Annotated in this window: 12 protein-coding genes; 8 read left to right on the top strand and 4 right to left on the bottom strand. The window is 34.9% G+C overall.

Annotated features, from left to right (window positions below; genetic code table 11):
* Nucleotides 1-35 precede the first annotated feature (35 nt).
* From H6622_04715 to H6622_04705, 3 genes are all read left to right on the top strand, one after another.
* Entirely contained in the window at nt 36-1,010 is a 975-nt protein-coding gene (locus H6622_04715) for a polyprenyl synthetase family protein (protein ID MCB9060804.1), read from the top strand.
* A 96-nt stretch (nt 1,011-1,106) separates the two neighbouring features.
* Complete coding sequence (locus H6622_04710; GenBank protein MCB9060803.1) at nt 1,107-1,421, top strand: hypothetical protein; 315 nt, start codon at nt 1,107-1,109, stop codon at nt 1,419-1,421.
* A gap of 1 nt (nt 1,422) precedes the next feature.
* On the top strand, nt 1,423-1,752 hold the full coding sequence (locus H6622_04705; GenBank protein ID MCB9060802.1) for a hypothetical protein: 330 nt from the start codon (nt 1,423-1,425) through the stop codon (nt 1,750-1,752).
* Here H6622_04705 and pyrF read toward each other — a convergent pair.
* Genes pyrF through H6622_04690 form a run of 3 tightly spaced genes read right to left on the bottom strand, consistent with a single transcriptional unit; the run spans nt 1,744 to nt 7,836 of the window.
* Nucleotides 1,744-2,460, bottom strand: coding sequence for an orotidine-5'-phosphate decarboxylase (gene pyrF / locus H6622_04700; GenBank protein MCB9060801.1), 717 nt, complete (start codon nt 2,458-2,460; stop codon nt 1,744-1,746). The genes H6622_04705 and pyrF overlap by 9 nt on opposite strands.
* The gene (gene carB / locus H6622_04695; protein MCB9060800.1) at nt 2,457-6,905 is read right to left on the bottom strand and encodes a carbamoyl-phosphate synthase large subunit; all 4,449 of its coding nucleotides are present in this window, start codon (nt 6,903-6,905) and stop codon (nt 2,457-2,459) included. The genes pyrF and carB overlap by 4 nt, the downstream gene beginning before the upstream one ends.
* A 1-nt stretch (nt 6,906) precedes the next feature.
* The gene (locus H6622_04690) at nt 6,907-7,836 is read right to left on the bottom strand and encodes an aspartate carbamoyltransferase catalytic subunit (GenBank protein ID MCB9060799.1); all 930 of its coding nucleotides are present in this window, start codon (nt 7,834-7,836) and stop codon (nt 6,907-6,909) included.
* Between the two features lie 81 nt (nt 7,837-7,917).
* Between H6622_04690 and H6622_04685 the strand changes: the two genes are divergently transcribed.
* The 5 genes from H6622_04685 to H6622_04665 all read left to right on the top strand — a co-directional run bounded on the left by H6622_04685 (nt 7,918) and on the right by H6622_04665 (nt 13,724).
* Nucleotides 7,918-8,940: a hypothetical protein gene (locus tag H6622_04685; protein MCB9060798.1), complete on the top strand. Its 1,023-nt coding sequence runs from the start codon at nt 7,918-7,920 to the stop codon at nt 8,938-8,940.
* A 151-nt stretch (nt 8,941-9,091) separates the two neighbouring features.
* Entirely contained in the window at nt 9,092-10,453 is a 1,362-nt protein-coding gene (locus H6622_04680) for a glutamine synthetase (protein ID MCB9060797.1), read from the top strand.
* A gap of 16 nt (nt 10,454-10,469) precedes the next feature.
* Nucleotides 10,470-11,615, top strand: coding sequence for an iron-containing alcohol dehydrogenase (locus tag H6622_04675; protein MCB9060796.1), 1,146 nt, complete (start codon nt 10,470-10,472; stop codon nt 11,613-11,615).
* Nucleotides 11,612-12,391, top strand: coding sequence for a gamma-glutamyl-gamma-aminobutyrate hydrolase family protein (locus H6622_04670; protein ID MCB9060795.1), 780 nt, complete (start codon nt 11,612-11,614; stop codon nt 12,389-12,391). Before H6622_04675 ends, H6622_04670 begins: the two co-directional genes overlap by 4 nt.
* Entirely contained in the window at nt 12,363-13,724 is a 1,362-nt protein-coding gene (locus tag H6622_04665; protein MCB9060794.1) for an aldehyde dehydrogenase family protein, read from the top strand. Before H6622_04670 ends, H6622_04665 begins: the two co-directional genes overlap by 29 nt.
* 29 nt (nt 13,725-13,753) lie before the next feature.
* On the opposite strand, the gene H6622_04660 is transcribed toward H6622_04665, so the two are convergent.
* Nucleotides 13,754-15,418, bottom strand: a complete 1,665-nt coding sequence (locus H6622_04660; protein MCB9060793.1) for a carbon starvation protein A — start codon at nt 15,416-15,418, stop codon at nt 13,754-13,756.
* Nucleotides 15,419-15,473 lie beyond the last annotated feature (55 nt).

Raw genomic sequence — 15,473 nt, 5'->3', positions numbered from 1 at the left:
ACAATTGGTCATTATTGGGTTTTTGTGGAGACGCGATGCTTCAAAAATTTCTTGCAGATATACCGGTTGAAGTTCTTAAGCGAACTAAAAGCATTGATCTAAATATCAATTCCGAAACTTGTAATCAAGAAATCAACAAATTACTTCAAAGAACTGTTCTATTAGGCGGAAAACGTCTTCGCCCTCTTCTCACACTTCTTATGGGAAAATGCTTAGGAGTTAATTTAGATATTCTGGAAACCTATGCTAGCGCAATTGAAATGGTACATGCTGCCTCATTGGCCCATGATGATGTTATTGACAATGCTCAAACGAGAAGAGGAAAAGCTTCCATCAATGTTCAATCCTCTAACCAGAAGGCCGTTTTGGCCGGTGACTATCTCTTAGCATATGTTATTCGCATGTTAACCGAGGCCGGAAATTTTAGATTAGTCTCTGAAATGTCCAAGGTCATAGGACAACTAGCTGAAGGTGAATGGTTACAATTAGATCTAATTAAAGACAAAAATTACACCAAAGATAAAGTGCGTAAAGTTGCAGAATTTAAAACTTCTAGTGTTATGAGCTGGTGTACCACTTGTCCTGGTATTCTTGCAGAGCTCAATGATAATGAAATTGAAAGTTTGAGAAAATTGGGTCTCCATTTAGGACTGGCATTTCAATTAATTGATGATACTTTAGATTACAGTGATCAGTCATTTAAAGATCTCAACTTAGATTTACAAAATGGAATTGTAAACTCAGTCACAATGAACTGGTTTGATAGAAATCCAGAAGAATTTAAAAAATTTCAAAAAAATGAAATGTCGCTGGTTGAAATTGATAAAATTGCTCTTAAAAAAGCATGCGAAGAAATTAAACATGAAGCAAAAAATCATTTAGGCATTTGCTATCAATTGACTAATGATTTGGCCCAAAATATTTCAAATCAAAAAATTAAAGAGTCATTTACTCATAATAAGAATGCTTTGTCTTATATCTACCGCTACCTTGAAAAGAGAATTTTTTAACACAAAATTCACAAAATACGTTCTTCATCATGACAAAAATTACTAAAGTCCTTGTTAAAATGAGTCTGTTAAAATTTTTTGTATTTTGGAGTTTTTATGAAATTTTCTTTTTGTGTCGTCTTTACACTTATATCTTTAAGAATTTATGGAAATCCTTTTTCTGATGATTTGAATTTAAAACCATTCTTTACAGTCAGTGATTTATCAGATGGGCCTCAAGAGAGGTCTCTGTTTATCTACGTTAAAAAAAATAGAAACAGAGAGATACTTTCAGAAATGAAAACGATTCGCACTCTTATGGGGAAATATGGGCGTATAAAGCATTTTATAAACCTTGGTGAAATTCAAATTTATGACAAAGTTGAAAATATAAAAAAAATTATATCATATCTAGAAGGACAAGAGGTTTAAGATGCACAAAATTTTAAAACTTCATCTAGGAATATTTTTACTTTGGGCAAATCCTGTTCTTGCAGATTACGTTGTAAGTGATCAGATTCTCCCTCCTTTTATCGATGTTTCGCAATTGCCCGAATATGATATGACAAGGATTCATTTTATCTATCAAATACCAGTCGATGCGCTTCAGGTGGAAGAGTTAGAAAATGAAATTCATAAATATTTAAGTTACACTGGAAAAATAAAAAGTATAAACAATATAAATGAACTACATATCTACGATAATGTAAGAAATGTTAAAAAAATAGTTGAATCTCTCAACAAGAAATTATTCTTAGACTGAAAAAAGGTTCTTTAAACCTGAAACCAAGTCTTCACATTGAGTAAGAGATCTACCCATAACTAAATAATCGGCCCCCTTGTCCATGGCCTCAGTTGGAGTCATGACTCTTTTTTGATCGTGCTGATTTTTACCTATTTCATGCGCAAAGCGAATTCCTGGGCACACTTTTAAGACATTGTTGTCATGAGCATTTTCAATTTCTTTAACCCAATCGAGTTCTAAAGGGGAACACACTATACCGTGTAAAGACTGATCGAGGGCCAGTTTAATGAGTCTTTGAAATTGACCTTTGATTTGTTCTTCTTCAAAACCCCAGAGTTGTTTAAAATCACTTTGGTCCAAGGACGTTAAATATGTAACCCCAATAATCTTTGTTCCCGCAAGATTTTCTCTGGCCGCGATAAGTGCTTCTTCTATCATTCTTGCTCCACCTGTAAGATGTATTGTAAGTAACTCTAGTGGAAGTCCGTTTAAAGATGCAATTGCTTTATGTACAGTATTTGGAATATCATGAAGTTTAAGATCAAGAAATATATTTAACTTATGTTTTTCTCTGATTTCAAAAACAAAGTCCTGGCCATAATTGCAAAACTGTTCAAGTCCAATTTTGATAGTAGGTATTTTATTGTCTGCTTTTTGAAGAAATTCAAAAATTTGATTCTTATTCATATTATCTAAAGCGACAATTACATGATCTAATGCACTCATAAATTATCCATTTTTTTTTGATGTAAATACTGTAATGATACAGGAATTAATTCATTATGTGTAGAAGCAATTAAGCACTCCACGACGGCCTTAATATTTTCTTCTCTCGTAAAACAAGGTATCCCGTAGGAAATGGCAGTATTTCGGATTTGTTCACCATCAGATTTTGAATTTCCACTATCCATTGGAGTGTTAAAGACCATTTTTACTCCCTCATCTTTCAAGGCCTGAACAATATTTGAAATATTGTCTTCTTTTTCATCTTCTAATTTAGAAACAAGAGTACATTCAACACCTTGTTTTTTTATGTATTTATAAGTCCCTGGTGTTGCTACAAATTCATAACCTCTTCGCTTAAGTGGTTTCAAATAGGTGAGTAGAATTTGTTTGCTTGTGTCAGCGAGTGAAATCACTATTTTTCCTGGCCCCAAAAGTTTTGGGTAATTTCCAAGATACGACTTTAGAATTGCCATCTCCTTGTCTTTGTCGATTCCGAAAGTTTCCCCGGTTGAGCGCATTTTTGGGCCTAAAATGATATTATCTTGAACAAATCTATCAAATGGAAAGGTTGATTGTTTTACACAGAAAAAATCACAAGTCTCACTATCCCAAGGTTGGATTGTCTCGCCTAACATTGCAGAACTTGCAACTCCTGGTAGATCTAAATTATAGGCCTTACTTAAAAAAGGTAGCGTCCGAGAACCTCTAGGATTTGCCTCAATACAATACACCTTTTCATCCTTTACAGCATATTGGAAATTGATTGGGCCTATCACGTTAAGTTCTGCGGCCATTTCTTTTGAGATCTTTTTTAACTTTTCATACATCTGAGATGTAAGAGCTACTGGAGGAGAGATCATTCCAGAGTCTCCAGAGTGAACTCCTGCATATTCAATATGTTCACAGATTGTAAAAATACAATTTCCTTCTTTATCTCGTATGAGATCAACATCATATTCAATTGCTCTTTCAAGATAAGTCTCAACTTGAAACAGTGCAGTTTCTTTATGTAGGGATTCAATAATTGGTTTTGGCAATTCGTTGACGTCATCAAAGTTTTTAAAAATAAACATTGATTCCCCTCCAATAACATAAGAAGGACGTATAATGACAGGAAGTCCAATTTCAGTCATCGCATTGAGGAGCTGTTTATGCCCTCTTACTTCCTTAGACTTTGTTTGCGAGATATCAACTTTTTGAAGAATTTCAGAGAAAAGTTTTCTGTCTTCAGTACGTTCCAAAGTTTCTAAAGATGAGCCTAAAAAATTGAAAGTTTGAATTTCTTTTCTAAAATCTTTTTCTATATAACCTCTAATTTTTATACCAGTTTGGCCACTAAAAGATGCAACTATACCAGTTGGATTTTCATGACAGAAAATATCAAATAGATCTTCTGAATAAAGTGGAGATAAGTACAATCTATCGGAACTATCATAATCAGTAGATACAGTCTCAGGATTTGAATTAACCATAACCGCATTTTTAGATCTTTGCTTTATCTTCATGCAAGATTTTACACATGAATAGTCAAACTCTATTCCCTGGCCAATCCGATTGGGACCTGAACCCATTACAACAATTGTTTCTTTATTATTTGTAAATGGACGAGCTTCATTTTCTCCGCAGTATGTGGAATAAAAATAAGGAGTCTGAGCATTAAATTCACCAGAACAAGTGTCTACTGCCTTATAGACTGGTTTTAGACTATGAGTAATTCTAGATTGCAAAATATCTTTTTGGGTTTTTCCACTAAGATAGGCAATGTATTTGTCAGAAAAACCATTTAACTTTAAATTATACAAATAATCTTTATCAATTGCACTTCGTTCGCCATTTTCTTTTAAGTCACGCTCATAATGTAAAAAAGTTTCCATTTGTTCGATGAACCAAGGGGTAATCTTGGATATAGAGTAAATTTCACTAGCATCAATTCCTAGTCTTAATGCTTCTAAAACAGTTAATAATGAAAGCTCTTTTGTATCTTTTAATCTTTGTCTAATATAGTTTTCTGTTATAGGAAATGGAGTTGTTTTAAGTTGGCCAAGAGAAGGTATTTCAAGCCCAAGTTCTAGAGATCTAAGAGCTTTCATAAAGGCCTCATTGAAGTTAGAGCCTAAAGCTAAGACTTCTCCAACAGATCTCATCTGAGGGCCAAGTATTTGAGAGGATTCTGGAAATTTATTAAATGGAAAAATTGGAATTTTTAGGGCCACATAATCTAATGTAGGCTCAAAGGCCACGGGCGAGGCCTGTGTAATATCATTGAGAATTTCTTTAAGGGTATAACCAACTGCAAGCATTGCAGAAATTTTTGCAATTGGATATCCTGTGGCCTTAGAAGCAAGTGCTGAAGACCGTGAAACCCTAGGATTCATCTCAATTACAATAATTTCGTCTTCATCAACTGGATTTATGGCAAATTGTACATTTGCACCTCCAGCAACAACTCCCATATGTATAGCAATTTTCAAGGCCATATCTCTTAAGTTTTGATAACAACGATCACTTATGGTTTGGGCCGGAGCAACAGTAATACTATCGCCCGTGTGAATACCACATGGATCAATATTTTCAATAGAACAAATGATTACCCCATTTTTTTCACAATCTACCATCACTTCAAGTTCAATTTCTTTCCATCCAATGAGTGATTTTTCCATTGTCACGGGAAATTTGATATCTGTATTATTGAAGATTTCACAAAGATCATCATCATTATAGACTAGTGCTGCTCCCGATCCTCCTAATGCAAATGATCTTCTTATGATGAGAGGAAAACCAACTTTAGCATTGGCCAGTAATAAGGCCTCATCTTTTGAATGAGCGTGATATCTCTTGCCCGTTTTAAACCCAAGAGTGTCAAGTTCAGAGCTAAAGAGATCACGATCTTCTGTTTTTTCAATCGTTTCAACATTAGCGCCTAAAAGCTGTATTCCTCTTTCATTAAAAAAGTTTTCTTGTTCTAGTTCAAGGCAAATATTTAAGGCCGTTTGTCCTCCCATCGTTGAAAGAACGGCATCGACATTTTCCTTTTCAACTATTTTTTTAATTGTAGATTTTGTAATGGGCTCTATATATGTATGAGTTGCCATTTCGGGATCAGTCATTATTGTTGCAGGATTCGAGTTGAGTAGGATTACATCTATTCCAAGACTTTTTAAAGATTTACAGGCCTGTGTGCCAGAATAATCAAATTCTGATGCTTGACCAATTTTAATTGGCCCAGAACCAACAATGAGAATTCTTTTATATGGGATAGTTTTTATGATTGGTGAATGTACATCAACTAGTGGAAAAAGATTTTCTGTTTTTACAGTATACTTGTTTCCTTCGAGATAATTTGCAATTTCCCTGAAAAATATATGCGCATCTTTTGGGCCAGGATTAGCTTCAGGGTGAAATTGGACAGATTTTAAAAAAGAATCTGTCGAAGCAATTCCTTCAACTGATTTATCAAAAAGAGATGTATGAGAGATAAATATTGTCTTATTCAATGGATTATTTTCAAATATATCTTTCAAAGATGATTCTTCACTCGCATAACCATGATTTTGGGATGTAATTAATATTTTTCCGGTTACATGATCGATGACGGGATGGTTTGCGCCTCGTTGTCCAAAAGGCAACTTAATGGTTTTAGCTCCTAAAGCAATTGTTAAGAGTTGATGCCCAAGACAAATACCTCTAAGGGGGATCTTAACTTTGAGTAGTTCTTTGATAACATCAATTTGATCTGTATATTCTTTTGGATCCCCTGGCCCATTTGATAAAAAGATTAGAGAAGGATTTAGAGCTAAAATCTCTTGTGAAGTAGTAAAAGCGTTTACCACGACTAGGGGTTTATTTAGAATTTTTAGCTGATCGACAATAGCTTGTTTGACGCCATAATTTATAAGTACTATAGGACTTGGGCCTTCGTTAATAATAGTATGACCTTTTTTAGGCCAAGTAACTTGAGATAAATCATTACAAATTAGAGAGTGTTTTTCAAATTCGCGAGCACTAGGAGCTTTATTACTTAGTGATAGAACACTTTTATGTTGGCCTTTATTATTTACAAGATATTTCACAAGTGATCTTGTATCAGTTCCACTAAATAGAGTAACTCCACTTTTTGCTAAGAATGTGTTGTAAGAGAAGTTTCTAGCTATAAGACAAGCTGCATGAATTTTTTCAGATTGGTTTACTCGTTCATCTGAGGGATAATTTCCTATGTGAGCAGAAGAAAAAATAATATGCTGTCCAAGAAATGAAGGATCTGTTGCAGTTTCTTGATACCCACTCATTCCTGTGGTGAATGCGGCCTCTGCCCAAATACCATTTTCAACTATTGGATCAGATTTATCCTTATTGATATGGCCTATGAATGTTTTTCCATCTGAGAAATGTAAATAGGCCTGGGTCTTTTTCAGATCCAGGTAAAATTGTGAAACTTCATCTTTCATATTATCCTCTGTGAAGCATGGCGCTTAAAATGGCCATTCTCATATAGATTGAATTCTCTACCTGGCGGTGAATCATTTGCCCTGCAGGATGTTTAAATTTTTTTCTAAGAAAATCTTTGTGTATTTCAACACCTAAATTTACTGGGCCTGGATGTAGTACTGGTGGTCGGTGAAAAAGTTTCTCGTATCTTTCTAGCGAGAGTCCATAATTATTCATCATTTGAAATGATTGTTCTGCCTGATCTACACTCAGTCTTTCTCCTTGGACCCTTAAAAAGTAGAGAAAGTCGCTTTCTAATCCCTCATCGAAATTATCTGTATGAATGACATTATCACTTATGAGTTCCATATCAACAAGTTCCAATGGCCCACACAATTTAATTTGTAGGCCGATCATTCTTAGAAGTTTGACAAGTGAATGAGCTACTCGAGAATGTGCACTATCTCCAAAGATAGTTAGAGATTTTCCTTCTAAATTTTCAGTACACTCCATCAATGTCATGAGATCTAATAAGGCCTGTGAAGGATGTTCATTTGTTCCATCTCCGCCATTTATTACTTTGATTTTTAGATCTTTTGAGAAATGTTTCCAATATTCATTTTCGCTGCTTCTAATGATGCAGATTTCGATTCCTTGTTGTGAAAGTGTAAAAAGAGTTTCTTCGAGTTCTTCACCTTTATTTAAGCTTGAAGTTGAGGGGTTAAATTGAATGGGTGTAAGACCGATAGAATGCGCTGCGCGTTCAAAGGATAATTTAGTTCGTGTTGAATTTTCTAGAAACAGACAGGTCATAAATCTTGGGGGATTTAAAAACTGAATAGGAGCACCCGCATTTTGTTTAAATTCAAAAGCAGTGCGGCAAAGTTCCTCGATATGTACTATGCTCAAATCATCTATCTTAGTGAGCATACGGGGAAATGGGTTTGCCATTAAACGATCCAACAGTTAATTTTGTTGGGGTGTATACTATAAAAAAAATTTTTAATTGCCTATAAAAAAATTGAGGTTGATATGCAAACTTTGAATCCAGAGAGCTTAAAGTCCTCACAAGCTCTTGTTAATGAGTATAAGGGCAATCTGTTTGAATTTGGTATGGCCAATGCTCTTTCACGAATATTAGGACTTGAAGAACAGTTCTTGACAAGTTTAAGTGGACTCTTCAAAGCAAAACTTGTTTTTTATGAAAGAGAATTGAGGAAAATAGAACCAAAGTTGATTCATAAAATTTCAGTCTGGGCATTTAATGCAGCAGATGAAATTACTCATTGCATTAAATTTGAAGTCAAAAATATCTTTCTTGTGGGTAAAATAACTGGAGGATCGCATAATGATGTATGGAAAGAAGCAGATATATTATTGAAAGGTAAAAATGATAATGAAATATTTCCTCTCTCAGTCAAGCTTACTAAAAAGGACGCTTTTGTAAATACCAAAAGTGGGGGGATAAAAAGCTTCTATACTCAATATTTTTCACAATTCGAAAACTCTATCAATTTACAAAATGAACTCAACGGACTTATAGAATATCAATTTTCTCAAATGTGTATTCAAATGCATAAAATTTCAGATTTATCTCCTTCGGAACAATTTGGAAACGATTGGGATAGAGCTGGGTTACCAAGTTTACCAGGTGATTTAAGTCTTGAATTAAAGTCAGTTCTTTTAGATTTTTATAAATCTATTAGAGATCATCTATTTAAAAGCTTAAATTCATTCTATGATCAGAATCAAAAAGAGTTTGCAAAGTCTTTATGTCCTCTATTGGGACAAGGAAGAGGTGACCTATTTCAGCTGACCTGCTACTACAAACAATTAGATGGTGAACTTGAATTTTCTCATGTTTCCATATTAAATAGTGAAAACATATTAAATGCCCTTGAAAATATTCAATTCTATCAATCTGAATCATCCTTCACAAGTTTTGAAATTAAATTAAATCCTTATCGATTGCAAATAAGAATTAAACCCATGAATAAGTTTACGACTCCAAGTTACAAAGTAAACTGTTCGACAAAAACTTGTGCAATATATTAATATTCAATTCCATATATTATAATCAGAGATCAATATTAGAGTGACACATCAATTTGTTAAATATATTAGTCTACTCAATTTAAATCATATTTCTTTGGTTTCCTTTTCTCATTTTGGATTGGATTCCGTCTAACATACAAGGAGGAAACATATGAAACTATCGAAGCAACAAGTTATTGATGAAGTAAATAGTTATCCTGGACAAAAAGTAAAATTTGCTGTGACTGATATTGACGGCGTCTTGCGAGGAAAGGTTATACATAAGGATAAATTTATAAGTGCTCTAGAAGGAAATACCGGTTTTTGTGATGTCGTCTTCGGTTGGGATATGAATGATCGTTGCTATGATATTGATCTAAAATTAACTGGATGGCATTCTGGATATCCTGACGCAATTGCGCAAATAGATATTAACACTTTTAGAACAATTCCATGGGATAATGATATCCCTTTCGTTCTTGGAGATTTTAGAAAAAATGATGGCTCACACCATGATATCTGCCCTCGCTCTGTTCTAAAAAAAGTTAATAAGGTAGTAACCGATAGTGGATATAATTCAATCTTCTCACAAGAATTTGAATGGTTTAATTTTGAAGAAGACTCTGAAAGTCTCCACGAAAGAGGTTTTTATAAACCAAATCCAATAACTCAAGGAATGTTTGGCTACTCCATTTTGAGATCATCACAAAACAATTTGTTTTTTAACGATTTATTTGATTTGCTTCTTAAGTTTAATATCCCTCTGGAAGGTCTACATACTGAAACTGGCCCTGGTGTATATGAGGCCGCCATTATCTATGATGACATTATTGAAGCAGCTGATAAAGCAGTACTCTTTAAAACTTCGGTTAAAGAAATCGCACACAAACATGGAATAATTCCTACTTTTATGGCCAAATGGAGTGACGATTATCCAGGCTGTGGTGGACATCTTCATCAGTCGCTATGGAAAAATGGAAAAAATGTTTTTTTTGATGAAAATAGTCCAAAAAAGATGAGCAAAATAATGAGATCATATATCGCTGGACAATTAAAACTTTTGCCTTATGTTCTTCCTATGTATGCTCCTACGATAAATTCCTACAAAAGATTAGTTGAAGGCGCTTGGGCCCCAACCACTATAACTTGGGCAATTGACAATAGAACTGTCGCCATTAGAGCTCTACCTGGAAATTCAAAATCGACTCGAATTGAAATGAGAGTTCCTGGTTCAGATGTAAATCCATACTTGGCAATGGCCGCATCCCTGGCCACAGGTTTTTATGGAGTGAAAAATAACCTTGATTTGGAAGTCGAAGAAACCATTGGAAACGGGTATAAGAATTTCTCAAATGGAACCTTGCCTAAAAGTCTTACAGAGGCCAGTGAACTGATGAACTCTTCTGAGATTGCAAGAGATCTTTTTGGAGATGCTTTTGTTGACCACTTCACAGCGACCAGACTTTGGGAGGCAAAACAAGCAGCATCATCCGTAACGGATTGGGAATTAAAACGTTATTTTGAAATAATTTAAGGGGGCAAAAATGAATATAGACTGGAATCAACGATATACCTATAATTTTCCAACACCTATAAGATTTGGTGCAGGTGTGATTAATGAGTTATCTGAACACTTAAAAAAGGTGGGTAAATCTAAACCTCTCATTGTAACTGATTCTGGTTTAGCAAGTTTGCCGATATTTAATAAGATTCTCAATCAACTAAATTCTAATGGTATTTCACCTCTACTTTTTACTGAAATTGCTAAAAACCCTGTAAAGTCTAACGTTTTAGCTGGAGTGAAGGAATTCCATAAAACTCAAGCCGATTCTATCATTGGAATTGGAGGTGGAGCTTCAATGGATGTGGCCAGGGCCATTGCTCTAGGAGCACACCATGAAAGAGATCTTTTCGATTTTGATGATGCCAAAGGTGGAGATAAATATGTAACCGAAGAAATACCATACTTCATAACCGTACCAACCACTAGTGGAACAGGATCTGAAGTTGGAAGATCAACAGTGATTTCAGATGACAATACTCATGAGAAAAAAATTCTTTTTTCACCCCGTTTAATGGCCAAGATTGTTTTTGCAGACCCAGAACTGACGTTAAATCTTCCTGCTAGTATTACGGCCACCACAGGTATGGACGCCCTTACTCATAATGTTGAGGCCTATGTTGCAAAAGGATTTAATCCTCTTTGTGATGGAGTCGCATTAAATGGAATTAAGCTTATTGCTGAATCCATTGTCAAAGCAACAAAAAATCCATGTCTAGAATCTCGTTCGAAGATGATGATGGCCGCCCTCATGGGGGCAACCGCGTTTCAAAAAGGATTAGGTGTTGTTCACTCTCTGGCACACCCTCTTTCAACTCTTTTTGATACCCATCATGGACTGGCCAATGCTATTTGCTTACCTTATGGAATTGAATTTAATGAATCAATCGTCAAAGAAAAATATAATTTTTTAGCTTCAATTATCGGAAAAGAAGATTTTAAAGAGTGGATATTTGAATTAAACAAAGAAATTTCGATTCCTAAAACACTCAGTGAAATCGGTGTTAGTTTAAATGATATAGATGCTTTATCTAAAGTTGCCATTAATGATGCTTGTCATCCTTCAAACCCAAAACAATGTACATTACAAGATTTTAAAGAGATTTACAAAAAAGCGATAACAGGTTCTTTATGATTAAAATAGGTTATAGTTCATGTTTTATGTACCCTGATCCAAGTAGAACAGTTTTTGGACACAAAACTTTAAGCTATGTGGAAAATGACATGGTACGCTTTTTATCAAGGCCTGGTGTGATGCCTATACTCATACCTGATGTTTCAGAAATCGAACTAGACCAGTATTTTAATGAAATTGACGCTCTCCTGCTTCAAGGAGGAGCTGACGTATGCCCTGAAAGCTATGGTGAAGCTCTTATCGAAAATGGAAAATGGCCAGGTGATAAGTATCGAGACAAGTACGAACTTAATCTCATTGGAAAAGCAATAAAAAAAAATATTCCGATTTTAGGAATTTGTCGAGGCCTACAGATTATTAATGTCTTTTTTAAAGGTACTTTATTTCAAGACATTTCACTAGAAACAAGAACTTTAGTCGAACACAGAAGTGCAGAAAAATATGATAGAGTTTCACATGAAGTCTTTTTGGAAAATGATTCCCTCCTCAAAGAAGTCTATCAATCACAGAAAATTCATGTTAATTCTGTCCATCACCAGGCCATCAAAAAACTTGGAGTTGATTTAAAAATTGAGGCCAGTAGCATTGAAGATGGTCTTATCGAAGGGATTCGTTATATTGGAGATGCGAAACAGTTTATTTGGGCAGTACAATGGCATCCTGAATTTAATCATACTTTGGGTGATCAAGTGGCCTCGGCCGAAAAAATTGCAAATAAATTTTTAACTATGATTAAAAGTAGAAAAGATGAAAATTATAAATCCAGCAAATCATGAGATAATCTCAGAAGTGAAAGAAGATACACTTGAGAGTGTGAAAAAAAAATATGAAATCTTACAGACTGGCCAGAAGGCCTGGGCCAATCATCCAATTGGTGCTAGATTAGAAATTATTAAAAGATTTTCTAAACTCTTAGACGAACATGCAGATGAATTAGCTGAAGAATTATGTCGTGAAGTCGGAAAACCAATCAACGAGGCCAGAGGAGAAATCAATGGGGCCATCGTTAAAATAGAATTTTTCCTGAATGAATCAGCTGAAATTCTCAAACCCTCGATAGTACATAAAGCAAGTAATACTCAAGAAGTTATTGATTATTCACCTCTTGGGACGATTGCAAATATTTCTGCCTGGAATTATCCTTATCTTGTAGGAATAAATATTTTTATTCCTGCACTTATATGCGGTAACGCCGTCCTTTATAAACCTTCAGAATTTTCAACCTTAGTGGGACAGAGCATAGAGCGTCTCCTGCATAGAGCTGGTGTTCCAAAAAATGTTTTTTTGGCCGTTTATGGGGATGGGAAAGTCGGTAGAATGCTTTGTGATCTTCCACTTGATGGCTATTTTTTTACTGGTTCTTATGAAACAGGAAAGAAAATTGCTGAAACTGTTGCTCATAAATTAGTTCCAGTAGGGCTAGAGCTAGGTGGAAAAGATCCTTTATATGTGACAGACCAATTAAGTGATATTAAACAAACAGCTGAATCCGTAGTTGAGGGAGCTTTTTATAACAATGGTCAGTCTTGTTGTTCTGTGGAGAGAGTCTATGTTCATGAAAAAATTTATGATGAATTTGTTGATTATTTCGTTGAGGTTGTTAAAAAATTAAAAGTTGGAAATCCTTTGGATTCTACTACTCAGATGGGAGCAATTACTCGGGCCAGTCATCTTGATTTCTTAGATCAACTAATTAAAGATGCTGTGTCAAAAGGTGCTAAAATCGTAGCAGGTGGAAATAGAATTGATTCTGAAGGAAATTATTATGAACCAACTGTTTTACTTGACGTGAATCACAAGATGGATGTCATGATCAAAGAAACATTTGGGCCAATCATAGGGATTCAAAAAGTAAAAGATGATGAAGAGGCCATACGTTTGATGAATGATAGTGAATACGGTTTAACCTCTTCGGTCTATACCTCTAACAATGAAAGAGGAAATAAAATACTTTCTCAAATTAACTCAGGGACAGGTTATCTCAATTGTTGTGATCGAGTTTCAGGTTATTTACCATGGTCAGGTAGGGGACATTCCGGCCTAGGTTCGACTCTTTCTAAGCATGGTGTATATGCTTTCTGCCATCCAAAAGCATATCATCTACGATAAATTTATCTCAAATTCAGTAGATGAAAAGTTTACTTATTTTTTAGATTTTTTAGCAGAAAAAAAGATTCAATGATAATCCAAAGTTGAGAAAGCGTAAGAAAAACTCCGAGTACAAGAAGAAGGAATTTCTTTTCATTTAAATAATGTTGTATATTCAAGACTAAAGACATGAAAGTCATGGCCAAGATAAAAAATGCTGGAATAAGAAATGATTTACATGGTCTCCTATTTTTATAGAGATAGACACTAATTATGATCAAACTTAATCCGGCCAACATCTGATTTGTTGCTCCAAATAACGGCCATAAATGCAACCCCCCTTTCCCACCGTCACTTGTTAGCATCAGAAATAGAGCTGATAAAACTGCAATTGAAGAACCAATATATCTATTTTTTAAAACTTTAACTCCTGTAACATCTCCAAATTCAGCAATAATATAACGCTGGATTCTACAAGCAGTGTCCAAACTTGTAGCTGCAAAACTTATTATTAATACAGCTATAAATGTTTGTGAAATGTCTTCAGATATTCCAATACTGTTCAAAAACTTTGAAGATCCTGTAACGAAGGCATTTATCTTTGCAGATAGTCCATTGGCCGCGTTCCAAGTGGCATAATGATTGTGCCAAAGCGCTTTTGATTCAAAACCAGCAGTTACTGCAAGTGTTGCAATTAAAGCTAATAAACCTTCTCCAAGCATTGAGCCATAGCCAATTGGACGTGCGTCTGTCCATTTTTGAATCTGCTTACTTGTCGTTCCTCCAGAAACAAGTCCATGAAATCCACTGATCGCTCCACATGCGATCGTAATGAAAAGAAAGGGAAACCATGGTGGAGCTCCAACTGGATTTGGATTTATGGCCGGAGCAACTATTGTCGGACTTGTAACAAATAAACCTACTAATAACAATCCAAGCCCTAAAAATAATTGATGCGAATTGATAAAATCCCTTGGCTGGAGAAGCATCCAAACAGGCAAAACAGAAGCAATAAAACTATAGATTAAAAGAAAAATTATCCAGGCCATAAGTGAACTTTGTCCAAAAAGGGGATCTAGTGAAATAGGATACTTCGTACCAACAAAAACCATGATGATTAGACCTATTTGTGCTAATATCGAAGGTATTTTTAAATCACCTTTATGATGATTGATATAAAGTCCAAGTAAAACAGCAACTATAATTTCAAAATTGATCGGTATAACTGACGCTGGATAACTGATAAATAAATTTGCAATAACTAATGTAAATACAGCAATAACCATCCAAACAAGAAAGAAAATGATAATAAGAAATAGATATTTCGTCCTAAGACCAAGTAGGCCTTCGGTAAATTCTGCAATAGATTTTCCATTATTTTTCATTGAAACAAAAAGAGTGCCAAAGTCATGGCAAGCACCAATAAAAATTACTCCAAAGACAATCCACAATATAGCAGGTACCCACCCCCATATGGCCGCAACTGCTGGCCCAACGATAGGTGCAGCTCCTGCTATTGAACTAAAATGATGACCTATCAGGATCTCTTTTCTAGTGGGTACAAAATCGATTCCATCTTCATATTTTAAAGCGGGAGTTTTTTCTTCATTGAGTAGGTCAAGTTGGAAGATTTTCGTAGAGATATAACGTGCGTAAAAACGATACGCCAAAGCAAAAAGGACAAGACATCCAAGCGCAATATATGAGGCATTCATATTTTCTCCTGGCCAATGAAGTAGTGTTTGGGAGTCCATTTTTACTAGGGAATAT

The sequence above is a fragment of the Halobacteriovoraceae bacterium genome (genome assembly GCA_020635115.1).
In the GTDB taxonomy this organism is placed as follows: domain Bacteria; phylum Bdellovibrionota; class Bacteriovoracia; order Bacteriovoracales; family Bacteriovoracaceae; genus JACKAK01.
Note: the sequence above shows the minus strand (reverse complement) of the source record. Positions and strands in the feature narration are given on the sequence as shown.